Below are 22,061 nucleotides of genomic sequence, written 5' to 3' on the forward strand. Positions count from 1 at the left end.
TAGCGAGTGTTATCATGCGTTATATGAGAACTCAAGCGCCCGCTCTCTTGCCGATCTTCCGATCGGCTCTCCAGGCGCGCCTGCTACTGCGGGTGCTCACCAGTGGCGAGGGGCTTACCGCAGCTGATCTGGCCCGCGATCTCGAGGAGCCCGAGCCGACGGTCTTCCGCGAGACACGCCGTCTCCTGGACGCCGGTCTGCTGCGTGGGGAGCGCATCGGGCGCGCCCTGGTTCTGAAACCGGCCGAGGACAACCCGGCCACCGCGCCACTGCGCCAGCTCCTCGTGGTGACCTACGGACCACACCTCCTCATCGGGCGGGCGCTCGCCGGACTCGCCGGGATCGACGAGGCCTACATCCACGGCTCGTGGGCGGCCCGCTTCCACGGCGAGGTCGGCGGCCCACCCGGTGACATCGATGTCCTCGTCGTTGGCCAACCCGATCGCCGCGCGGTGGACGCCGCGCTGGCTGGCCTCGAAACCGAACTCGGCCGGGAGGTCAACGTCACGTACGTCAGTGAGGAGCGGTGGCGAAGCGCCGACGACGCGTTCATCGGCACCGTGCGCTCACGCCCCCTCGTGCCGCTTGAGATGTCTGACGGTCCCGCAATGCTGACTCCATGAATGCTTGGGGGCAAGGCCGAACCACCGTCGACCAGATGCTCGCGTCCGGACAACTCGAGCGCGTTCCGCCCAATCGCGAGGCGGCCGACGCTCTCCTCGACAGGGCGAGCACGCACCTGCTTTCCGCAGCGACATTGGCCGCGTCGGATGTCGAGCTTGCCTACGACGCACTCCACGCCGCCAACCGCAAGGCCCTGACTGCGGTCCTCGTTGTCCAGGGGCTGCGACCCACGCGCGACGCTGGCCACACGGGCGTCTTCGAGGCGGTGCGCGCCCAGCTCCATCCGCCGCTCGGCCAGACGCTCGCGCCCTACACGCGGATCCGGCGAGCCCGGAATGCGGGCGACTACCTCGACGAGCTCCCGGCGACCGCCGACGACGTCAAGGCCGACCTGCCACTGTGTAGGGCGATCGTCGACATGGCGGTCAAGGTCGTAGGCCAGATGCCGCCCTACTGACCGCGCCGCGCGCAAAACGCCCTCCCGCTCGTCGGGCGCGATCAGTGCATCAGCGCATCAGCGCATCAGCGCATCAGCGCATCAGCGAACGAGGGAATGCGAGAGCCGCTAGCACTGACGCAGCACTGCAGGCCGAGAGCACCCAGAAGACGTGAATCACGGTGCCTTCGCTGATGAGCAGACCCAGGGCCAAGACCAGCAGGGCGCCGATCCCGTTAGCCAGCCCGAGGGCAATTCCGGATCCCATCGAGCGATTCTCGGGGAAGATGTCCTGACCGATGAGCACGGTCGGGGACGCGGTGAGGAACATCGCGGGCCCCAGGAGGGCCGCGGCGAACCACACTGCGGGACCCTGCAGATAGGCCACGGGCAGGATCAGTAGCGCGGTCGCGAGCGCCGAGATGACCAGCACCGGCCTGCGGCCGAACCGGTCGGCCAGGTGGCCGCCCGCGAGGTTGCCGATCACTCCCACCACGATGACGGTCGTGATGAGCGAGGCGCCGGTGACGAGGCTGGCGCCGCGCACGTGCCACAGGATCGGCAGGAAGGTGACCAGGCCGAAGGTCGTCAGCGCTCGAGTTCCGCGATAGCTGAGAAGGAGGGCGAGCGGGCGACGGTGCTCCTTCCACCGAATTGCGCCCACCGTCCGGGGCCGGGCCGGCAGGTTCGGAGCCCAGCGGAACAGCATCCCAACGGTCACGAGCCCAGGGATCGCGATGATCCACAGGTACTCCAGCCCCAGGTGAGCGGCGACGAGGCTCGCGGCCGTGGGCCAGATGCCCCTGCCGAGCTCGCCTCCGACCAGGAAGACCGAGGTGAGCAGGCCCCGCCTGCCCTGCAACAGGCTTCGCACGCCGGCCAGGGCCTGGGGGTGGAAGAGGGCACTTCCCAAGCCGATCATCAGCAGCAGGACGATGAGCATGCCCAGGCTGTGGGTCACGCCAAGTAGGGCCCCGCCCAGCGAGCTGAGGAGCAGGCCGGTGACTACCAGCCACCGACCTCCAACCCGGTCCGCGACCCATCCGATCGCGGGCTGCAGCGCCTGGCCGATGGTGAGCGCCGCGATGAGGACGCCGGCCATCCGGACGGGTTGGTGCACCGCGATCAGCACCGCAGGCAGAACCCCGGGCAGGTAGTTGGCCGCACCGTCGTTGAGCAGGTGTGCCCAGGTGAGGCCGAGGAGATGCTTGCGCACGGGGACACTCGGCGCTTCCCCGGGCGCTTGGGTTGCCGCAGTGCCGATGGGGGTCTCAGAACTCATGCTCGCCGTTCCTTGTCTTCATGCCGCGATCTTCACGCCTCGGCCTCGTCGTGTCGGGTTTCGCGTCGCTTGCCGACGCGTGATCGCCCCGCGGCCGGGCACTAGCCGGATCGTCGACGAGGGCGTCCTCGAGGCGGACGAGCAACTCCTGCAGGTACTCGAGCTCGCTCTCCCCGAGCAGCTCTCCGAGTTGCCGACGCAACACCGCAGATCGTTCGACGAGTCCCGCGACGCGCGCCAGGCCGTCGGAGGTCGGGCTGACCTCGCGCCGCTGAGCATGGGAGTTGGCTTCGCTCGAGGTCACCAGCCCCTCGTGCTCGAGGTGGTCGACGAGGCGTTTCGCGTTCATCGGGTCCGTGCGCAGCCTGCGCGCCAGTTCCCTCAAGCCAGAGCCTGGCTGCTCGCAGATCGTGCGCAGCATGGCCGCGAGCGGCGCGCTCAGGCCGAGGTCCGCGATCTGCCGCTCCCACGTCTCCTTGAGAACCTTGTGGGTCTGCCCCATGCGGAATCCGAGCTCCAGCTCGATCGAGGCGGGCCGGTCGGGCCCTGGACCTCGGCCTGGACCTCGACCACCATCGACATGCGTCACCACACTCACCCTGACCCATCGCATCCGTAGAGAACGTCACATCACTGTAGTCATATCTACACCATAATGATCTGCGGGGCAAAGGTACGCCGCGAAATGACCAGGTCGAGGGCATCCAGGTCGCGCTGCTGGGGCGTGACTAACCCGATCGTCACCCGTCGACGCCGCCTACCAAGCCCGCCAACTTCCACCCATCCCGGTTCAGCGCTCTACACGCTCACCGTGGTGTTCGTTCAGGCCGGGAGTGAGCCGGTGGGGTGCGGGTGAACATGGAGGCCCGTCAGCAAGATGTCCATGCCTCGTTCGAGCTCCTCGGCACCGTCGTAGGACGCCAGGACGGGCGCAAGGTTACGAATTCGTGGGAACTCGCGGAGCGGCAGCCGGTGCAGCCCCAGGCGGAGCAGGTCGTCCGTCTCATCGTGATTCTCCACGACCTCCTGGAGCTCGTTCAGAACGTGGCCCTGGATGAAACCGTAGAACGCTCGATAGATATGCAAAGCGTCAACCTCAGAGAATCCGGCGCGGATGAGTAACTCCAAGACCGCTTCAAGCGGTCGCAGCGTGCCCAGCGGTCGCAAGGCGATCGGGATCGCCAATGGCTGAGTCACCAGAAGTGGAACCACATTCGGGTGGGCGATCGCCAGACCGCGGAACTGGCGGGCGACGGTGCGGAGCTGGCCCGCCCAATCGTCATCGGTCGTGTCCACGGAGAGTTCCCCGACAACCGCTTCGGCGACAGCGGCGAGAAGGGCGGCCTTGTTTGCGGCGTGGCGGTAAAGGGACATCGGGTCACGGCCAAGTGCGCGCCCGAGCCTGCGCATGGACAGGCCTTCGACCCCGTCCTGGTCGATGATTTCAAGGGCCGCACGCAACGTCGCCTCGCGGCTCGGGCCCGAGGAGTCGCGGGTCTTTCGAACGCCGTGCTGCGTCATGTGGTGCGCCTCCGCTCCCAGGAATGGTCTGCTACTGCAGGCTATCACTACACCGTATACCGTCGGTGTAGCGCTACGTGTTGACACAAGCCGATCCATGGAGTCTACTGAGGGCTACACCGTAGTTCTACGATGCTTCAGTACCCCACGGCTCGACAACGGCCGGGGGATCCATGGAGGGCTGTTCACGCAGCGGAAGGAGACCACACCATGATTCGGCGAATCCTTCCAGTGATCTATCTGGTCATCGGGCTTGTGGTAGCTGGCAATGGCGGGTACCTCACCTCACTTAAGTCGGCGGGAGCCATTCTCTCGGCTCTGCTCGCGATCGTTCTGTGGCCACTGGTCCTGTTCGGCGTGCACTTCGCCATCGCGTAACGCCTTCACCACACCGGAATCACTTCCGCGCAACCATCACTAAGGAGTCGTCATGATCATTCTCGGCATCATCCTGATCATCATTGGGCTTGTCGCAGCGATCCCCATCCTCGAAACCATCGGCGTGATCCTCCTTGTCGTTGGGGTCATCCTCGCGATCCTCGGCGGAACCGGACGCGCAATCGGTGGTCGCCGCCACTACTGGTGACCGCGCCTGATCCGGTCGACGGTCCGCGAAGGGGAGCGATACATGGCTCCCTTGATCGACGCAATTGATCCACACATGCACGTACCAGCGGGAGTTCAACTCCCCAGCGAAAGGAACATCATGGGTATCGGAATCAATAGTTTCCTGATGGCAGTTGGAGCAATTCTCACGTTTGCCGTCAACGCGACGGTCGCCGGATTGAACATCAAGGTGGTCGGAGTCATCCTCATGATTGCCGGCGCCGTCGGCCTCATTCTCACGCTCGCCGTATTCGCTCCGCGACGTCGCCTGGCGGTGACCGAGACCAACAGGGCCCGCGTCGTCTCGCCCGGTGTGGCATCGTCGACGGTGACCACCGAGGACGTCTCGGGGACGCCGGTCATCTGAAGTCACAGTGCGACGTGCGGTGGTCCGGCACACGCCGAGACCCACCGCACGTTTGCACCTCATCCATCCTTACCTCGAAGGCGCCCGCAGTGCGCGCCGCCGATGACCTTCCATCCCTTCGCACGACCTCCGCCCTCGTGGCGTGAGAGAGGACCGCTCATGACCACCGTCGCCGTCATCGCTCGCGCGGGGAAGACCTTTGGCGGGGGCCTGGATGAACTTCGCCGCGTCCTCGACGACGCGGGGTTCCCAGATCCCCTCTGGTACGACGTCACCAAGAGCCGTCAGGTGGGCAAGTACTCACGGCGAGCAATGACAAAGGGTGCAGACGTGCTCTTTGTGTGGGGTGGCGACGGCACGGTCCAGCATTGCATCGACGCGGTCGCAGGATCCAAGGCCGTCATAGCGATCCTGCCCGCGGGCACGGCGAACCTCTTCGCCACCAACCTCGACATACCCCAAGACATCGCCAAAGCTGTCGAAATCGGCCTCCACGGAGACCGGCGGATTCTCGACACCGGCATCGTGAACGGCGAGCACTTCGCCGTCATGGCGGGCGCGGGCATGGATGCGCTGATGATCAGGGACGCCGATGATGGGTTGAAGGACCACTTCGGGCGAGCGGCCTACCTCTGGACGGCCGCCAAGAACCTCTCGACCAGCCCCGTGATGGCGAAGGTCGACGTCGACGGCCGCAGATTCCACAAGGGAAAGATCTCTTGCGTGCTGGCGGGCAACGTCAAAGACGTCTATGGCAAGGTCGCGGTGTTCGACGACGCAACGCCAGACGACGGGCTGCTCGAGTTCGGAGTCGTCACCGCCAAGAGCCTTAAACAGTGGGTCAGCACGGTCAGCACGGTCGTGCTGGGCCGTTCGGACGACTCGCCTTTTGTCTTCACGACTCGCGGAAAGCGAATGAAGGTGATCTTCAGCAAACCCACCCCATACGAGCTTGACGGTGACCTGCGTAAGGCCACAAAGCAGCTGCGCATCAAAGTCAAGCCGAAGTCCATAACAGTGTGCGTTCCCGCACTAGCCTCCGCCGGTGTGGAGGGGACCCGATGAGCGCGTCCCAGGCCGGCAAGCGCGCCGACTCCGCGGCCAACAGCAAACCCATGGGCTGGCTCGCGCGGACAGGACTGACAGCACGTGCACTTGTGTACATCGTGCTCGGATGGCTCGCGGTCCTCGTCGGGCTCGGCGGTAGCGCAAACGTCGACCAACGCGGCGCCCTCACCGAGGTACTCGCCCAGCCCTATGGCGCCCCGATGGTCTGGCTCCTCACGATCGGATTCGCCGCCTACGCCCTCTGGCGTTTGTCCGAGGCCGCCTTCGGCGCCACGGGAGAAGGCAAGAAGGCGGGGCCTCGCCTGAGGTCCCTCGCACGCGGGATCGCCTATATCGTCATGGCCTTCAGCGCGCAGTCGCTCCTGCACGGGGCACAAGCGACGCAGGCCGGACAACAGGGCGCCCTCGCGGCCACCGTCATGCAGCACCAGGGCGGCCGCTGGATCGTCGGAATCGTTGGCCTCGTCGTGGTGGTGGTCGGTCTGGTGCTGGTGCGCGAGGGATGGAAGGCCACATTCGTCCGCCAATTTGAGCACCTCCCAGCAAGGCGGCGCACGGTTGTCGTGGGGCTAGGACGTGTGGGCACGATCGCGAGAGGCATCGTGTTCGCGGTCACCGGGCTGCTCGCCATCGTCGCCGCCTGGACGGCTGACCCCGCGAAAGCCGGAGGTATCGACCAGGCGTTCAGCACTCTATTGCGGCAACCGTTCGGAACCTCGCTCGTCGTCTTGCTCGGAGCGGGCCTCTTCGTCTTTGGCGTCTACGGGCTTGCCGAGGCGGCATGGCGGCGGGTGACGGACTGAGGCGCAACGCGCGTACGCCGCAATCCGACTCCCTATCGTTGACCCGGTCCCCTGTCGGCACTCGGGTCAAAGGGGCGGCTCGCGCACGCGAAGCTCACCGGTCGCGCGGGTGAGCCGGATGATCGCCTGCAGGAACGACGGGTCGGCGCCAGTGGACTCGACCGAGTTGACGAACGCCTGATCGATTTTGACCATGTCCACGGGCAGCTCGCGGGGTCGAGGCCGTGGACGCGCAAGGCTACGACGACGAAGCCAGGGAACTCGCCGTCGGTGGGCGCCGTCACTACTGGCGACCGCGCCAGATCTGGTATGCGGATCGTGACCGCAGGTCAGACGGGGAGCCCCGGACCGGCTCAAACTCATCACCAATTCCGGATACGAGATAACCACCAAAACCCTCGGACGCAAGGCCGTGACGTAGGTCGATATGGGCTTTTCCCTGGTTGATAGACTGAATTCATCATGGTGGTGGGGCCCACCCTTAACTGCGGCGAGGTTGCCGCCAACGGTCCCTGGTCTTGCCGCGAGGGCGGAGACTGCCGCGTTTCAGACGACAACCTCCACGGGCCGGGTCGCCCCGGTTTCCTCACGTCATTGCCGCCGTCCAGAGCGGGCGGCGGTTTCGAGAGGAGCACCCGATGAGTACCGCAGCCACATCGTTCACCGTCACCGAATTGTCCGCACTGGAGATTCTGGACTCGCGCGGGAATCCGACGCTACAGGTCGACGTGACACTCGGCTCGGGCGCGACCGGGCGGGCGGGAGTGCCATCTGGGGCGTCGACAGGTAGCCGCGAGGCGGTCGAGTTGCGCGACGGCGACAAAACCCGCTTCGGCGGCAAGGGAGTGACCAAGGCGGCCGCGAACGTCAACGGCGAACTGCGTGAACTGCTCGGGGCGCGAAGCTGGGAGTCGCTCGCGCAGGTCGACGACGCGATGATCACCGCCGACGGAACAGCCAACAAGGCCCGGCTCGGTGCGAACGCGACGGTGGGGGTGTCGATGGCGGTGGCCCGGGCGCTTTCCACGGGCGGCGAGCTGTTCGAGTATCTGGGCCCGGCCGGCGTCTCCCCGCGCCTGCCCGTGCCGCACTTCAACGTGCTCAACGGCGGCGTGCACGCACCAAACTCGCTCGACTTCCAGGAGTTCATGATCGCGCCGATCGGTGCGCCATCTTTTCCCGAGGCCGTACGGGCCGGAGCGGCGGTGTACGCGAAGCTGCGCAGCCTGCTTCAGGAGGCGGGTTTCGCCACCGGGCTGGGTGACGAGGGCGGCTTTGCCCCGGACATTACCCGCCCTGAGGACGTGCTGGCGCTTCTCGTGAAGGCGATCGAGGGGGCCGGCTACACCGCGGGCCGCACGGGCATCGCGATCGCGCTGGACCCGGCGGCGAGCGAGTTCTACTCCGACGGGACGTACCACGTGGCCGGAGAGACCCTGACGAGCGCCGACATGATCGAACGGTATGCGGCGATCGTCGCCGACTACCCCGTGTGGTCGATCGAGGACGGGCTCGCCGAGGGCGACTGGGACGGGTGGGCCGTGCTCACGGAGAGGCTCGCCGGAACGACGCAGATCATGGGGGATGATCTCTTCGTGACCAACCCCGCCATCATTGCCGAGGCGATCGAACGTAAGGTCGGGAACTCGGCTCTGATCAAGCTCAACCAGATCGGCACCGTGACCGAAACTCTCGAGGCGATGAGGCTGTGTCGCGAGGCCGGCTACACCCAGATGGTCTCCCACCGGTCCGGCGAGACGGCCGACAGCTTCATCGCGGACCTGACGGTCGCGACGGGCTGCGGGCAGCTCAAGTCGGGGGCACCCGCCCGCGGCGAGCGGGTCGCGAAGTACAACCGCCTGCTCGAGATCGCGGCACACAACACCATGCCGTACGGGCTCGCCTAACGGGGCGAATCCTCCGGCTCTCCGCGAGTCCGCACGACAACACAGAAGGGCCCGAACGATGAACACCCGCGAGGCACCGCAGCCGAGTCCGTCGAGGCTTACCCCCTTCGGCAACCACCCGATGGTGGTGGCGATCGAACCACACCAGCCCGAGATGGTCGCCCTCACGGCCGCGTCGTGGTCCCAGGCCGCCGGCGGCATCCCGCTCTACTTCGCCTACGTGGATCCCCGGCGATTCACCGTCGAGGAGTTCCCCGACGGCACCGTGCGCCATTCGGAAATCGACCCCGACAGCGTCGACGACTCGTGGAAGGTACTGCAAGAGGAAATCGAGCAGTCGTTGACCGCCTTGCTGGCGCCTTCCGGCGTCCCGTGGGAATTCCGCTACCTGGCCGGTCGCCCTGACCGCGCCCTCACCCACCTGGCGCGGGCTGTAGACGCCGCCGGGATCATCGTCGGCACCCGTGCGCCCGGCCCAGGCTCACGGCTCCTCGAAGTCGTCGAAGGGTCCGTGGCGATTCGCCTGTCTCATCACCAACACCGGCCCGTGCTGGTCGTCCCCCTGAGCGTCGTCGACTGGGAGACGCCGCTGTGGGGGTGAGCGACCACGCGACCGTGCCCAGGCGGGCGCCGTACCTGCAACCTCAACTGCTTGCCTTCGTGATGCTCGGGGGGGCGGCCGGCGCCACGGCGCGTTGGCAAGTGAGCGCGGCCTTCGCCTCGAAGCCCGAGCACTGGCCGTGGGCTACCTTCGCGATCAACATCGTCGGATCGCTGCTGCTGGGCCTGCTGCTCGAGACGACGCTCCGTAGCGGCCCCGACGCCGGTTGGCGCCGTGGGATACGAGTGGGGGTCGGCACCGGCTTCCTCGGCGGATTCACTACGTACAGCACCTTCATCGTGGAGACCGATCGGCTCGTCTCGACCGGCCATCTATGGGTTGGGGCCGCATACGCGGCGGTAAGTATCATCGTCGGCGTCGTGGCCGCCATGGCCGGCATAGCGCTGGCCAGGACGCTTCGACAGCCGCGGCCCAAGGCGGGGAGCGCACGGTGACGCCGCTGCTCATCGCGCTTGCCGGGGGCCTCGGCGCCGCCTCCCGGTTTGTCGTCGACGGCGCTGTCGCCCACCGCAATCCCTTCCGGTTCCCTCTGGGCACGCTCGTCATCAACGTCTCGGGCTCGTTACTCCTTGGCCTGCTGACCGGGGCGGTCCTCGCCCACGGTGGTTCCAGCGAAGTGAAGCTGATCCTCGGGACGGGGTTCCTCGGCGGGTACACCACCTTCAGCACCGCGAGCGTCGAGGCCGTCCGCCTCGCCGCGGGCACCCGCTCCCTCGCGCTTGCTTTCGCTCATGCCACAGGGATGCTTGTGCTCAGCCTTGCCGCCGCGGGCCTGGGATTGTGGCTGACGACGCCGTGAACGCGGACCTCAGCGGTCGTGCGGAGGCGCGTCGCTGATCGCGGTGAGGGCAGCGGGAATGCCATCGATCGGGCCCGGTCGCGCGAGGAGGTAGCCCTGGCCGTACGCGCATGCCGTTGCCTGCAGTTCGCCAAGCTGGGTCGTGGTCTCGATACCCTCCGCAATGGTCACCAGGTGCATTGTCTCGGCGAGCCGGATGATCGCCTGTAGGAACGAGGGATCGGCGCCAGTGGACTCGACGGAACTGACGAACGCCTGATCGACTTTGACCATGTCCACGGGCAGCTCGCGGAGCCGGCTGAGCGACGAGTACCCTGTGCCGAAGTCGTCGATGGCGACCCGTACCCCGTGCGCACGAATATCACGCAGCGTCTCGAGGCTGCGCTCTTGCAGGAGCAACCCCTCGGTGACCTCGAGCACAAGGCTCGTGGGGTCGAGGTCATGGATGCGCAAGGCTGCGACGACGAAGCCAGGGAACTCGTCGTCGTCGAGCTGCAGCGGTGACACGTTGACGCTGACGTACGCGTCGCTGCCCGTCGCGACCCTCCAGCGCGCCGCGTCGCCGCACGCCCGCACGATCACTTGCCCGCCGAGCTCCTGGATGAGGCCGGTCTGCTCGGCCACGGGGATGAACGCCGACGGCGGCACATCGCCGAGCTCCGGGTCCGACCATCGCGCCAAGGCCTCGAGTCCAACGACGACCCCCGTGTGCAGGTCGGCAATTGGCTGGTAGGCGAGCGTGATCGCCTCCGCTGCCACGGCCGTCTGCAACGCCGCCGCGAGCCTAAACTGCGCGACCGCACCCTGGTGCATGCCCGACTCGTACACGGCGTACCGGCCGCGCCCGCGCAGCTTCGCCTGGTACATCGCCAGATCGGCATTGCGCAGCAGGGTCTCGGTGGTCTCGTCGGGCTCGGCGACAGCGATGCCGACGCTGGCCCCGACGATGACAGTCCCGACGCTGAACTCGACGGGTGTGTCGTGCAGCGTGGCCAGGATCCTATCGGCGAGCGCCCTCGCCTGACCAATGGTCACGTTCTCGAGTAGCAGCGCGAACTCGTCGCCGCCGAGACGCGCGGCGGTGTCCCTGTCGCGCGCGCACGCCTTGATTCGACGTGCGGCTTCGACGATGACCTCGTCGCCACAGGCGTGGCCGAAGCTGTCATTCACCGTCTTGAAATTGTCGAGGTCGATGAAGACAACGGTGACGCCACCGCCGCCACCCGCCCAAGCCGGATTCGCGAGCGCGCGATCGACGCGGTCGCCAAAGAGCCGTCGGTTCGGCAGGCCGGTGAGCGAGTCGTGGAAGGCCTGATGCGCGAGGCGTCCCTCAAGTTCCTTTTCCTGGGTGACGTCGACCAGCACACCTTGGACGGTCGGGGTGCCGTCCTGGTCGTGGAGCACCATGGCGTCGTCGCGCACCCACACCGGCGTCCCGTCGCGGCGGTGGAGGCGGTAGGTGTCCGAGTGCGGCTCCGCCATGGTTCCGGCAATGATCATGTGTTGCTTGTCCGCCAACGCCTCGTCGCGGTCGGACGGGTGGAGTTGGCGCAGCCACAGGCCGGGATCCGCCATCCATTCTTGGGCGGTGAATCCGAGCATCCGTTCGATCTGCGGGCCGACGTAAAGCCAACGGCCCCGGGTGCCGGGTTCGGCGACGTAGACGACCGCGGGAACCCGCTCTACGAGGAGCCGCGACCGCTCCTCGGCGGCGCGCAGGTCGCTCTCGAGCCTCTTGCGCTTGGTGATGTCCAGCGTCATGCCGATCTCGTAATCCGGGTTTCCGTCGGCGTCCCTCATGAGCGAAACGGTCAACGCGGTCCAAAGGTACCCGCCGTCCTTACGGAGGAACCGCTTCTCCATCGTGAAGTGATCGATGTCCCCGGCCGACAGCTGGCGGGAAAGGACCGCGTTCGGCTCGATGTCGTCGGGGTGCGTGAACTCCGTCCACGACATCGCCGCGAACTCCTCGGGCGAGTAGCCAAGCATGCGGCGCAAGGCGCTGTTGGTCATGGTCGTGCGACCTTCGAAGTCGACAAGTCCAATGCCAACCGGCGCGAGCTCGAGGATGGCTTCGAGCCGCTCCAGGCGCGCCGCCACGGCCTCGGCCTCAGAAAGGTCGCCGTCGCCCTTGGTCTCGCCCACGCGCCACCTCCTCGGCTTGCAACTTAGGGGTCCCATCGGCCGCCGGGGCCCGTATTTGAACCCTACTTTCTTCTGGGTCGCTCGGCATCCCAACGACCGCCGCACATGAGCCTTCGCCCGTTGTTTGGGGCGGGCACCCAACCGACACCGGCTGGTCCGCCTAAGCGATCGCCGCCTCGGGAGCCGTGACCGGAGCGACCTTCTTGATCGGATCCAGAATCCTGTAGGCGAGAAGTTTGATGCGGTCGCTGAGTAGCGCCCAGATGATGGCGTAGATCCACACGAATCCGGCCCATCCCCATCCGAGTGGGGTCATGAACAGCCCGTACACGGCGATGAGGGTCGCGACCGCCTGGGTGCCCAGAACGGCCATCCACAGAATCTTGGCGGGGCGGATCGACCAGAACGGCCCGCGAGTTCGTGTCAGGAAGATCGTCAGGTGCCCGGCGACGGAAAGCATCAGATACATCAGCGTCTGCAGCTGCGGGTGGCCTAGGTTGAAGACCCGGTCGCCGAGGTAGAACAGGCCGAAAGCGGCGATGGGGCCGACGACACCAAGCACGGTCGCGATGCCGAGCACCAGGCGCATGTTCCAGGCCTCGGGCTCGTTCCTGTAGTGGACCTTGTCGTAGGAGTTCATCCGTTGGAAGATCCTGCGACTCTCCTTGATCGCATCGATGATCACCGACAAGCCGGGGGTGAGCAGGACGATCGCTGCCGCTGCGCGCGCGGCATCGGTGGCGCCCGAGACCGCGATGCCGCAGTCCGCCTTCTTCAGGGCCGGCGCGTCGTTCACGCCATCGCCCGTCATCCCGACGATGTGGCCGCGCTTCTGCAGCACGTCGACGATGTGGTACTTGTGCTCGGGGAAGACCTGAGCGAACCCGTCGGCTGTTTCGATGGCCTCGCCCGTCTTCGCCGTCTCCTTCTTCTTCGAGTCACCAAGGCCCGCAGCGTCGAGAATGCCGGTACCTAAGCCCACCTTGTCCGCGGTCTCCTTTGCGATCGCGAGCGCATCGCCGGTAACCATCTTCACGGTCACGCCCATGTCCCTGGCCATGGAGATGGTTTCGGCGGCGTCGTCGCGAGGAGGATTGAACAACGGGAGCACCCCGAGGAACCGCCACTTGCCGTCGCCGTCGGCACGGGCCACCCCGAGCGACCGGAAGCCGCGGGCGGCGAAGTCGTTCACCGCGGTGTCGACGGCGTTCTTCACCGTCTTCCCGTTGCTGACGAGTTCCAACATGACCTGCGGCGCACCCTTGCTGACCTTGAAGGCCGCGGCGTTCTTGGCGCCCGATGTCACGCTGGCCTCGGTGCGTTTGTGCACCGGGTCGAACGGCTCGAAGTGCGTCACCGTGTAGCCGTGCAGATCCTTCGGGTCACTCAGTCCATCCAGCACCGCGAGGTCGATGGGGTCGTCGTTCTCCTCACGCGAGGCCAACGCCCCTGCGAGGACGACGTCCTCAGGCTTCACCCCCTCAAGGCAGAAGGGGTCACCGAGCGTCAGCGCGTTCTGGGTCAACGTGCCCGTCTTGTCGGCGCACAACACGTCGACGCCAGCGAGCTCCTCGATCGCCACGAGCTTGCTGACGATGGCCTGCTTCTTGGCGAGCAACCGCGCACCAACCGCGCACCAACCGCGCACCAACCGCCATGGTCACCGACAGCACCGTGGGCATCGCCACGGGGATCGCCGCCACCGTGAGCACCAGAGCGAACTGCGCGGTGGTGAGGAAGGCGTCGCCGCGCAGCAGCGAGACGACCATGATGAGGGTGACCAGCGCGACGGCCAGCACGATGAGGTAGTTGCCAATCTTGAGCACCGCCTTTTGGAAATGGCTGGCCGTATGCGCATCTTGAACCAGCTCGGCCGTCTTGCCAAAGTACGTGTCGGTGCCCGTGGCGTACACCAGAGCCCCGATCTCACCTCTCCTGACCACCGACACCGAATAGATCGCGTCGCCGGGCCCGCACGTGGCGGGCAGCGATTCGCCCGTGAGCGCCGACTGATCGACCTCGATCTCGTCGCCGTCGAGGAGGCGCGCATCGGCGGGAACGATGTCTCCTAGGCGCAAGCGAATGATGTCCCCAGGGACCAACTCGCTCGCAGGTGGGGTCGCCCAGTCGCCGTCGCGCTTCACGCGAGAGGTGACGGCGAGTTTGGCCTTGAGGGCGTCGATCGCGTTGCCGGCTTGGCGTTCCTCGCTGTAGCCGACGACGGCGTTGGCCACGAGCAATACCAGGATGATGAAGAAGTCGGGCCAGTGACCCACGACTCCCGACAGGATGACGGCGACCTCGATCATCCAGGGGATGGGACCCCAGAAATAGCTCAGGAACTACAGCAGCGGATTGGTCTTGTGCTCGGTGATCTCGTTGGGTCCGTACTTCTCCAGTCGACGCGCGGTCTCGCCCTTGCTCAGGCCGTCGTCCGAGGTGTCGAGCCTCCTGTAGAGCTCGGCCATCTCCATGGTCTTGAAGTCCTTGGCGGCCTTGGACTGGCCGTCCTCGCCGCCCTCCGTAGGTGCCGAGGCGTGTTTAGTGGTCAAGCGTTCCGTTCGTCCTGCTGATGGTGGTGCCCGCTCTACCGTCGAGCAGGGCCGCCGCGTCGTCCAGGGAGCCGATGGCCGCCGAGCCGCCCGTGGAGGCGGCCACGAATCGGCGACAGGCCTCGATCTTGGGGGCCATTGACCCGGCGGGAAACTCCATGGCGGCCAGTTCGTCGAGCGTGAGATGACTGAGCGGGGCCGCTTGGGGGGTGCCGAAGTTCGACATGACGGCCGGGACGTCGGTGAGAACGATGAGCCGGTCCGCGTGGACGGTGACGGCCAGTAGCGCCGCCACATAGTCCTTGTCGACCACTGCCTGTGCGCCGCTCAACTGCCCGCGCTCGTCCTCGTAGACCGGGGCTCCCCCGCCGCCCCCACAGATGAGGACCGTGTCGCCCAACAGCAGGTGGTCGATCGAGGGCTGCTCGACGAGCCGTTGCGGCTGGGGCGAGGCGACGACTCGCCGCCAACGCGGTCCGTCGGCGGCGATGGCCCACCCGTGTTCGTCCGCAAGCTGCTCCGCCCGGGCGCGGTCGTAGTTTGCTCCCACGAACTTGGTCGGCTTGGCGAACGCCGGGTCATCCTTGTTGATGATCGTCTGGGTGACGATGCTGAGGATCGGCTTGGTCACCCCTGCGTTGCGCAGGCTTTGGGCTATCCAGTAGCCGATCATTCCCTGCGTCTCGGCGACGAGCACATCGAGCGGGTAGGAGCCGCTGAGGGCGGCGTCGTCCTCGCTCTCTGCCGCGAGCATCCCGACCTGAGGTCCGTCGCCGTGGCAGATGATCAGTTCATGATCGCGGGCGAGCGGTGCGAGTGCCCTGGCCGCGGCCTGGACGTGCCCCAACTGGATGGGGGCGTCGGGCTTCTCTCCGCGCTGGAGCAACGCATTGCCGCCGAGCGCAATTACCAAGCGCATCCGAATCAGCTCCCTAGCGTGGCGACGAGAACCGCCTTGATCGTGTGCATGCGGTTCTCGGCCTGAATGAAGACGGCCGACGCCGCGGATTCGAAGACCTCGTCGGTCACCTCGAGCGCGTCAACGCTGAATTTCTCATGGAGGTGCTCTCCGACGGTGGTGTCGCGGTTGTGAAACGAAGGAAGGCAGTGGAGGAACCGCGCGTGGTCGTTGCCGGTGGCCTTCATTAGTTTGGCGTTGACTTGATAGGGCTGCAGTTGCTCGATGCGCTCCTGCCATGCGGACTCCTCCTCACCCATCGACAGCCACACATCGGTGTAGACGAAGTCGGCACCCTTGACCGCGGCGGCAGGGTCCTCGGTGATGGTGACGCTGCCGCCGCTGGCCTCGGCGAGGCCGCGCGCCGTCTTGATGAGGTCATCCTCCGGCCACAGTTGGCGGGGCGCGCCAAGTCGGAGGTCGAGGCCCATCAGAGCACCCATCACCATGAGCGAGTTACCCATGTTTTGGTGGGCGTCCCCGACGTAGGCGAGCGTGATCTGTTCGGCAGGCTTGCGGCTGAGCTCCTCCATGGTGAACACGTCGCAAAGCGTTTGGGTGGGATGGAACTTGTCGGTGAGGCCGTTCCACACCGGCACGCCCGCCTGGGCAGCGAGAGTCTCCACGGTCGACTGCGCGAACCCGCGGTACTCGATGCCATCGAAGAGCCTCCCAAGAACGCGCGCGGTGTCCTTCATCGACTCCGTCTTGCCCATGTGAGATCCCTCGGGTCCGAGATACGTGACGTGCGCTCCCTGATCATGCGCGGCAACTTCGAAGCTGGACCGTGTGCGCGTCGATGGCTTCTCGAAGATCAACGCGATGTTCTTGCCCGAAAGTCGCGGGCGTTCGGTGCCGGCATATTTCGCCCGCTTGAGGTCGTGGGAAATGTCGAGCAGCAGGCGCATCTCATCGCGCGTGAAGTCGAGTTCCTTGACAAAGCTGCGTCCGTGCAGATTGACGGCCATCAGTTGACGCTCCGTTCGGTAGTCATGCGGGATCCCTTTCGATCGGACAGGTCATGCATCGCGGGCCGCCTCGCCCACGTCCAAGTTCGCTGCCGCCGATGCCGACCACCTCGATGCCGTGCTTGCGCAGCATGGTGTTGGTCGCGACGTTTCGCTCGTAGCCCATGACCACACCGGGCGCGACCGCGAGGAAGTTGGTGCCGTCGTCCCACTGCTCGCGCTCCGCGGCCCGTTCATCCTCGTCGGTGCTGAGCACCGTGATCTCGGGCACCTCGAGGATCTCGGCGAGGGTTTCCCACAGACTCTTGTTGCGGGAGATCGCGAGCTTGCCGGGCTCCTCGCCTGCGGTGATGGTCCAGCTCCGCAGGTTGCGGTCGAAGTACGGGTAGAGAATGAACGTCGCCACGTCGACCATCGACATGACGGTGTCGAGGTGCATGAACGCGTGGCTATGCGGCAGCTCGATGGCCACGACCGTGGTGGCCTGGCCCGCCGCGAACAGCGCGAGTGCAACGGACTCGATGGCCATCGGCGTGGTGCGTTCACCCATCCCAATGAGCACGGCGTCGTGGCCGATGACGTGGACGTCGCCGCCCTCGATCGTCGCCGGCTGGTAGGTCTTGTCCTCGCCGCCGTAATAGGTGACAAAGTCACCGTCGGCAAACATGGGGTGGAACTGGTAGATGGCCCTGGTGTGCAGCGATTCGCGTTGCCGGGCGGGCATGGCCATCGGGTTGATCGTGACGCCGCCGTAGATCCAACACGAGTTGTCGCGCTGGAAGAGGTGATTGGGCAGCGGCGACAGGATGAAGTCGTCGGCCTTGAGCATGTTCCACTTCAGGCTGTGGGCGTTCACGGGGTGCAGGTCGGCCTTGAGAATCCCCCCGATGAGGAGCGAGGCCAGGGAGGCGCCGTCCTTGTCGTCAAACAGTTGGCGCACGGTGCCCACGAGCGACGGACCGAGAATTTGCGGGGTGCACAACCTGTCGAGCACGAACGAGCGTCCCTCGGGGAGGTCGAGCGTTTCGGCCAGAAGTTGCTCGTAGTAGTGGACGGCCACTCCCTTGTCGCGCAGCGCCTGGGCGAAGGCGTCGTGCTCTTCCTTCGCCCTTGACGCCCACACCACGTCGTCGAAGAGGAGCGACTCGATGTTGTCGGGGGTGAGCCGCGATAACTCCAGGCCGGGGCGGTGAATGATCGCCTGGCGAAGCTGGCCGACCTCCGATCCCACGTTGAATGTCATGGTCGTTCCTTTCTGGGGAGTGGTGACAATGGAAGACTTGTGGCCGGTCATGACGCGTCGGCCCTCACGGGCACCGGCTTGTCGGCTGGCTCCGGATTGTCGACTGGCTCGGCCACTTCGCCAAGGCGCTCGCGGCGTGCCTTCAGGAAGGCGTACAAGACGAGACCTGCCAGGATCACCACCAGTGCCTGGTAGACCACCTGATAGCCCGAGGCGAAGGTCACCCACATCGAGAACAGCACGCTCGTGCCAGCCACCGCCAGGTCCCGAGCCAGGGCCCAGCCGTTGACGCGACGGCGGCGTGAAACCAGGAATGAGAGCTGGGCGATCGCCGACATGAAGTACGGGATGGCCACCGTCACCACAGTGAGGTCGACCAGGTATGTGAAGATGGTCAGGCCCGAGCTGGACGTGTAACGCCACAGCATCAGCAGGGAAGGCAGGATCGTTCCCACCACGATGCCGAACCAGGCCGTGCCGTTGCGGTTGACCCAAGCGAAGGGTTTGGGGAAGAGGTCATCCTGGGCGATCGCGCGCGACGTCTCGGTGACTATCAGGGTCCAACCGTTGAGTGCCCCGATGCCCGACACGACGGCAACGGCCGCGATGAACTTGGGAGCCCACGCCTGTCCGGGGAACATCGTCTGGAAGGCGTCGACGAACGGTGCGCCCGTCTTGACCAGGGCGGGGTGGGCCACGAGGCCCATGACCGCCGCCGTCACCAGCACGTAGAGAACGGCGCTGAGCGCGGTGCCGATGAGCGAGGCGCGCCCCACGTTCTTGACGGGGTCCTCCACCCGCTTGGCGGTCATCGCGGCGGCCTCCACGCCGATGAAGGAGAATAGGGCCACTCCAGCGGCGATGCCGATGGCGGTGTGGAGGCTCCCGCCCGATGCGTTGAACGCGCCGAAGTTCGCGGCCTTCACGAAGAACCAGCCGACGACGCCAACGAAGAGCAGCGGTACGAACTTCAGGACGACGGTGACATTCTGAAACCACGACATCTGGCGAACACCCGCGAGGTTGATCGCGGCGGGCACCCACAGGCCGACCAGCGCGATGCCCCAGTTCGTCATTCCACTTGGGTTTTTGAGACCGAGGAGGGAGTCGACGTAAAACACCCAGGAAGCGACGATCGCGGCGTTACCCGCCCACGTCTGAATCCAGTAGCACCAGCCCACGAGGTAGCCGGCGAAATCCCCGAACTCGTGGCGGGCGTACGCGTAGAGACCGCCGTCGCTGTTCGGGACTCGCTTGGAGAGCTGACCGAACAGCACTGCCAGAAGCAAGGCGCCGCAGGCGATGACGGCCAGGACGAGAATCGACATCGTGCCCGCTCCCGCCAGGACTGCGGGCATCGTAAACACTCCCGTGCCCACGATGCTGCCGATGACCAGGCCCGTCGCCGAGGTCAGCCCCAGGAGGTTGGCCTTGCTGGCGTTGCGCGGAGACATCGGCTTGTCGCCCGATGTCGCGGGTTTGGCGGCGGGATTGGCGGCGGGATTGGACTCAGAGATCGCCATGAGGCGCGCCTTCACTTTCGGCTATTGCGGTGGGTAAGGGAGTGCTGGCACTCGCGCCAGTTGCCAGGAAGCGTCGATCAGGCGAGGGCTCTGCGGACAGCTTCTTGAAGACCACGAGCGCGACGCACGCGACCTTGACGACCACAAGTTCGGCGGACATGGCGGGTCTGGTGATCGCGGTCATTTCGAGGCGCCCCAGGTCGGGCTATGGGCCTCGAGTGGTGCACCGGGTGCGGGGGGAGCGGTTCCGTTGGTGCTGATGGTGCCAGACATGGTGCCGCTCCTTGCAGATGAGAAATCTCGATGGTGTTGTGGCAGTGAAAGCGCTGTGGACGCAGACGGTTAGTGCACGCCGACGTAAACGCGTGGCTGGTGAGGCGTCGACGAGCCGACGGCGCAAGTGCGACGGGATCGGGTTCGCGAGGCTGCGGAAAACTCTGGGCGGCGAGCAGATTGCTCACGGACTCGCGGCACATTCGCGGCGAGGGCGATCCCAGACCGGCTACGGTCCTGGCAGATCTGAGTCAACGCCGCCGCGATGCGATTGTCAAACCCGCAAATCCCAAGCACGTTGTCCGCCGCCTCGGCCCATAGCGGACCGGCCACCCTAGGAATGATCACCGGTCAGTTCGGGAATTAAATCCGGGGCCACGCGGGTGTAATGTTGAAATTGCTGGGCACCTCAGCCAGTCCGGAAAGAATCGGCCGTCCGCTGCCGAATCCTCGAGCCCTTGTGGCTCCCCGCCGAACACCTCTCGTCGCCTAAAACGACACAGACGAGGCCAGCCTTGCGAACAGGTTCAATCGGTCGCCACCAAGTACGGCGTGCTTGAACTCCTCGCAACCTCCACGGCAGGCGACAGCCTGAGAACTCATACCGGTCGCCAATGGGCCGCGACCGACGATTCGACGAAGATGCCGGCGCCCACTACCCCAAGGAGACGATTTCCGATGACACAGAACGATAACGCCGCTCTTTACACCCTGGGCGATCACGGTCAGACGGTCGATGGATCAGCCAACGATGTCCGTGGGCGGGAGGTCAAGGACAAGAACGGCGACGGCATCGGTAAGGTCGCTGACCTCCTTGTCGATGACCGAGAGGAGAAGGTTCGCTTTCTGCTGGTCGAACACGGCGGATTTCTGGGCTTCGGCGAAACGAAGTCGTTGATACCTGTCGACGCCATCACCAAGATCACCGAGGACGACGTGGCCGTTGATCAGTCACGCGAGCGGGTTGCAGCGGCGCCGGGCTACACCCCAGATCTCGTCGATGACCGGCCGCATCACACGAGCATCTACAACCATTACGGATACGCACCGTACTGGGGCGGGGGATACATGTATCCGTCCGGCCTGGCCATGCTCCCAATGGCAGGTCCGCTGAACCCGCACTGACACATCATGGGGTCCCGCTACAACGCGGCCTCGCAGCGATGACGTCGGCGAGGATGAGGTCGGCGAGTTCTCCCGGGCAGGGATGGTCACCCATTGCCTTCGGGCGACGTGCGGGCGTAGCCTGCGAAGCAGGCATGATCTCGCTCTTCGGGCGCGACCGCTCAGTGGCTACCCCAGACCCGGTACAGCACGTCGATTAACGATATGCGCGGAAGGCGGCCTCCATGGCGAGCACAATCAGTCGTTTTCACCCTTCCCCACACCATTCGATCGTGCGACTCACCGGAGAGCGGGACCTCGCCACAGCCCCGCCGCCTCGGACCGCCTTGAGAAGTGCTGGCGCCGACCCCGTGCACGAGTTCGTCGTGGAGTTTACTGCGGTCACCTTCATGGACTGCTCGGGCCTGGCCCCGTCGCCAGGGGCTCACGCCAAGCTCGGAGGCTGGTTGCAGTTGTGCAACCCGGCCCCGGTGCCGCGATCGGCAACCGGATGATGATCGAGCAAGCAACGGGACTACTCATGGCCAGCCTCGGTTGCGACGCGACACAAGCCTCGCGCGCACTGCTGCAGATCTCCTGGGACCAAGACGCAACGGTCTTGGACGCCGCCCTGACCGTGGTCGCGGCCGCCCAGGACTCACGATCCCCCGACGGAAGTCACAGAATTCGCGCCGACCGCGACCGGTCGAGCCGCACAAGATGCCTCGACGGTCCGCGTACACCGCGGAACGGACAAGCTGTGACTACACGCGCCGCGGCCACGTCCACGCTCACACAGGCGGGGCCGATCCCGGCAACCAGCACACAGGGCCGGCCGGCACGGCCACGACGCCCGCGGCTCGACCCCTGGCCCGCGCTCGAGGACGCACCGGTCGTGCACTACAAGGCCAAAGACATCCTGCGGGCGGCGGGTCTGGCTTTGCTCCCAGCAGACGACATCCACGTCGCCAAAGACCTCGCCCAGATCCGTGCGGGCAATCCCCTCTCACCGTGCCTGATGATCCGCGGCAACGCACGCAAAGGGCGCGAAGCCCCTATCGCAGACGGCGAGCACCGTGTCTGCGCGTCCCATTACACAGATGAAAACACCGACATCCCCGTCAAGATCGTGAAGCTGTGAGCCCCGACTCGTGGCCCCCTGCGGCTCACCACCTGGTCCAGGGGCCCCACGCTGCGCATCAGCCGCGGTTAAGGAACACCAATGCGCGGAGAACCGCAAACCCCGGCGTCCCCGTGGGG

General features: G+C 65.9%; 27 protein-coding genes. 14 read left to right on the forward strand and 13 right to left on the reverse strand.

Translation table 11 applies throughout. From position 1 onward, the window contains the following. Window positions 1–23 precede the first annotated feature (23 nt). Window positions 24–623 (forward strand): hypothetical protein, encoded by a 600-nt coding sequence (locus tag BKA03_RS14090; RefSeq protein ID WP_062075182.1) that lies wholly within the window; start codon window positions 24–26, stop codon window positions 621–623. After that, on the forward strand, window positions 620–1,081 hold the full coding sequence (locus BKA03_RS14095) for a hypothetical protein (RefSeq protein ID WP_062075183.1): 462 nt from the start codon (window positions 620–622) through the stop codon (window positions 1,079–1,081). The genes BKA03_RS14090 and BKA03_RS14095 overlap by 4 nt, the downstream gene beginning before the upstream one ends. A gap of 73 nt (window positions 1,082–1,154) precedes the next feature. Here the strand turns inward: BKA03_RS14095 and BKA03_RS14100 are convergent, their stop codons facing one another. The 3 genes from BKA03_RS14100 to BKA03_RS14110 all read right to left on the reverse strand — a co-directional run bounded on the left by BKA03_RS14100 (window position 1,155) and on the right by BKA03_RS14110 (window position 3,863). Next, window positions 1,155–2,342: an MFS transporter gene (locus tag BKA03_RS14100; RefSeq protein ID WP_062075184.1), complete on the reverse strand. Its 1,188-nt coding sequence runs from the start codon at window positions 2,340–2,342 to the stop codon at window positions 1,155–1,157. Further along, complete coding sequence (locus tag BKA03_RS14105) at window positions 2,332–2,844, reverse strand: MarR family winged helix-turn-helix transcriptional regulator (protein WP_062075185.1); 513 nt, start codon at window positions 2,842–2,844, stop codon at window positions 2,332–2,334. The genes BKA03_RS14100 and BKA03_RS14105 overlap by 11 nt, the downstream gene beginning before the upstream one ends. 320 nt (window positions 2,845–3,164) lie before the next feature. Then, window positions 3,165–3,863, reverse strand: coding sequence for a TetR/AcrR family transcriptional regulator C-terminal domain-containing protein (locus BKA03_RS14110; RefSeq protein ID WP_062075186.1), 699 nt, complete (start codon window positions 3,861–3,863; stop codon window positions 3,165–3,167). Window positions 3,864–4,073: 210 nt separating this feature from the next. Here BKA03_RS14110 and BKA03_RS14115 point away from each other — a divergent pair, with 210 nt between their 5' ends. The 5 genes from BKA03_RS14115 to BKA03_RS14135 all read left to right on the forward strand — a co-directional run bounded on the left by BKA03_RS14115 (window position 4,074) and on the right by BKA03_RS14135 (window position 6,707). After that, the gene (locus BKA03_RS14115; RefSeq protein WP_179398110.1) at window positions 4,074–4,241 is read left to right on the forward strand and encodes a hypothetical protein; all 168 of its coding nucleotides are present in this window, start codon (window positions 4,074–4,076) and stop codon (window positions 4,239–4,241) included. Between the two features lie 52 nt (window positions 4,242–4,293). Then, window positions 4,294–4,449, forward strand: a complete 156-nt coding sequence (locus BKA03_RS14120) for a DUF6131 family protein (RefSeq protein ID WP_179398111.1) — start codon at window positions 4,294–4,296, stop codon at window positions 4,447–4,449. Window positions 4,450–4,569: 120 nt separating this feature from the next. Further along, on the forward strand, window positions 4,570–4,836 hold the full coding sequence (locus BKA03_RS14125; RefSeq protein ID WP_062075187.1) for a DUF6458 family protein: 267 nt from the start codon (window positions 4,570–4,572) through the stop codon (window positions 4,834–4,836). Between the two features lie 159 nt (window positions 4,837–4,995). After that, window positions 4,996–5,901, forward strand: coding sequence for a diacylglycerol/lipid kinase family protein (locus BKA03_RS14130; protein WP_062075188.1), 906 nt, complete (start codon window positions 4,996–4,998; stop codon window positions 5,899–5,901). Beyond that, window positions 5,898–6,707: a DUF1206 domain-containing protein gene (locus BKA03_RS14135; RefSeq protein WP_062075189.1), complete on the forward strand. Its 810-nt coding sequence runs from the start codon at window positions 5,898–5,900 to the stop codon at window positions 6,705–6,707. Before BKA03_RS14130 ends, BKA03_RS14135 begins: the two co-directional genes overlap by 4 nt. Before the next feature lie 66 nt (window positions 6,708–6,773). On the opposite strand, the gene BKA03_RS15445 is transcribed toward BKA03_RS14135, so the two are convergent. Then, entirely contained in the window at window positions 6,774–6,908 is a 135-nt protein-coding gene (locus BKA03_RS15445; RefSeq protein ID WP_257020140.1) for a hypothetical protein, read from the reverse strand. Between the two features lie 437 nt (window positions 6,909–7,345). Here BKA03_RS15445 and eno point away from each other — a divergent pair, with 437 nt between their 5' ends. Genes eno through BKA03_RS14155 form a run of 4 tightly spaced genes read left to right on the forward strand, consistent with a single transcriptional unit; the run spans window position 7,346 to window position 10,035 of the window. Next, window positions 7,346–8,614 carry a phosphopyruvate hydratase gene (gene eno / locus BKA03_RS14140; protein WP_062075190.1) on the forward strand — a complete coding sequence of 423 codons (1,269 nt, stop codon included), beginning with the start codon at window positions 7,346–7,348 and terminating at the stop codon, window positions 8,612–8,614. Between the two features lie 58 nt (window positions 8,615–8,672). After that, on the forward strand, window positions 8,673–9,215 hold the full coding sequence (locus BKA03_RS14145) for a universal stress protein (protein ID WP_062075191.1): 543 nt from the start codon (window positions 8,673–8,675) through the stop codon (window positions 9,213–9,215). After that, on the forward strand, window positions 9,212–9,670 hold the full coding sequence (locus BKA03_RS14150; RefSeq protein ID WP_238579421.1) for a fluoride efflux transporter FluC: 459 nt from the start codon (window positions 9,212–9,214) through the stop codon (window positions 9,668–9,670). Before BKA03_RS14145 ends, BKA03_RS14150 begins: the two co-directional genes overlap by 4 nt. Beyond that, entirely contained in the window at window positions 9,667–10,035 is a 369-nt protein-coding gene (locus BKA03_RS14155) for a fluoride efflux transporter FluC (protein ID WP_062075192.1), read from the forward strand. The genes BKA03_RS14150 and BKA03_RS14155 overlap by 4 nt, the downstream gene beginning before the upstream one ends. A gap of 9 nt (window positions 10,036–10,044) precedes the next feature. Here the strand turns inward: BKA03_RS14155 and BKA03_RS14160 are convergent, their stop codons facing one another. The 9 genes from BKA03_RS14160 to BKA03_RS14190 form a co-directional block, all read right to left on the reverse strand. Beyond that, complete coding sequence (locus BKA03_RS14160; RefSeq protein ID WP_062075193.1) at window positions 10,045–12,180, reverse strand: putative bifunctional diguanylate cyclase/phosphodiesterase; 2,136 nt, start codon at window positions 12,178–12,180, stop codon at window positions 10,045–10,047. Window positions 12,181–12,340: 160 nt separating this feature from the next. Then, window positions 12,341–13,762, reverse strand: coding sequence for an HAD-IC family P-type ATPase (locus BKA03_RS15025; RefSeq protein WP_308477983.1), 1,422 nt, complete (start codon window positions 13,760–13,762; stop codon window positions 12,341–12,343). Then, a complete protein-coding gene (locus BKA03_RS15450) occupies window positions 13,677–14,489 on the reverse strand; it encodes an HAD-IC family P-type ATPase (protein WP_257020141.1) in 813 nt (270 codons plus the stop codon). Before BKA03_RS15450 ends, BKA03_RS15025 begins: the two co-directional genes overlap by 86 nt. Before the next feature lie 33 nt (window positions 14,490–14,522). Further along, window positions 14,523–14,732, reverse strand: coding sequence for a cation-transporting P-type ATPase (locus tag BKA03_RS15030; protein WP_202965734.1), 210 nt, complete (start codon window positions 14,730–14,732; stop codon window positions 14,523–14,525). After that, window positions 14,722–15,651: a carbamate kinase gene (locus BKA03_RS14170; protein WP_062075194.1), complete on the reverse strand. Its 930-nt coding sequence runs from the start codon at window positions 15,649–15,651 to the stop codon at window positions 14,722–14,724. The genes BKA03_RS15030 and BKA03_RS14170 overlap by 11 nt, the downstream gene beginning before the upstream one ends. A 5-nt stretch (window positions 15,652–15,656) precedes the next feature. Beyond that, window positions 15,657–16,658 carry an ornithine carbamoyltransferase gene (gene argF / locus BKA03_RS14175; protein WP_062075195.1) on the reverse strand — a complete coding sequence of 334 codons (1,002 nt, stop codon included), beginning with the start codon at window positions 16,656–16,658 and terminating at the stop codon, window positions 15,657–15,659. 22 nt (window positions 16,659–16,680) lie between these two features. Next, window positions 16,681–17,901, reverse strand: a complete 1,221-nt coding sequence (locus tag BKA03_RS14180) for an arginine deiminase (protein WP_062075196.1) — start codon at window positions 17,899–17,901, stop codon at window positions 16,681–16,683. Between the two features lie 47 nt (window positions 17,902–17,948). After that, complete coding sequence (locus BKA03_RS14185; RefSeq protein ID WP_202965735.1) at window positions 17,949–19,424, reverse strand: APC family permease; 1,476 nt, start codon at window positions 19,422–19,424, stop codon at window positions 17,949–17,951. Further along, a complete protein-coding gene (locus tag BKA03_RS14190; protein ID WP_062075197.1) occupies window positions 19,411–19,608 on the reverse strand; it encodes a hypothetical protein in 198 nt (65 codons plus the stop codon). Before BKA03_RS14190 ends, BKA03_RS14185 begins: the two co-directional genes overlap by 14 nt. 767 nt (window positions 19,609–20,375) lie before the next feature. On the opposite strand from BKA03_RS14190, the gene BKA03_RS14195 reads away from it, so the two are divergent. From BKA03_RS14195 to BKA03_RS15910, 3 genes are all read left to right on the forward strand, one after another. Continuing rightward, window positions 20,376–20,822, forward strand: coding sequence for a PRC-barrel domain-containing protein (locus tag BKA03_RS14195; protein ID WP_062075198.1), 447 nt, complete (start codon window positions 20,376–20,378; stop codon window positions 20,820–20,822). A 224-nt stretch (window positions 20,823–21,046) separates the two neighbouring features. Then, complete coding sequence (locus BKA03_RS15880) at window positions 21,047–21,316, forward strand: STAS domain-containing protein (RefSeq protein ID WP_369345563.1); 270 nt, start codon at window positions 21,047–21,049, stop codon at window positions 21,314–21,316. Continuing rightward, window positions 21,277–21,942: an ANTAR domain-containing protein gene (locus BKA03_RS15910; protein WP_062075199.1), complete on the forward strand. Its 666-nt coding sequence runs from the start codon at window positions 21,277–21,279 to the stop codon at window positions 21,940–21,942. Before BKA03_RS15880 ends, BKA03_RS15910 begins: the two co-directional genes overlap by 40 nt. The last annotated feature ends 119 nt before the right edge of the window (window positions 21,943–22,061 follow it).

Origin of the sequence: Demequina lutea (genome assembly GCF_013409005.1) — a bacterium.
In the GTDB taxonomy this organism is placed as follows: domain Bacteria; phylum Actinomycetota; class Actinomycetes; order Actinomycetales; family Demequinaceae; genus Demequina; species Demequina lutea.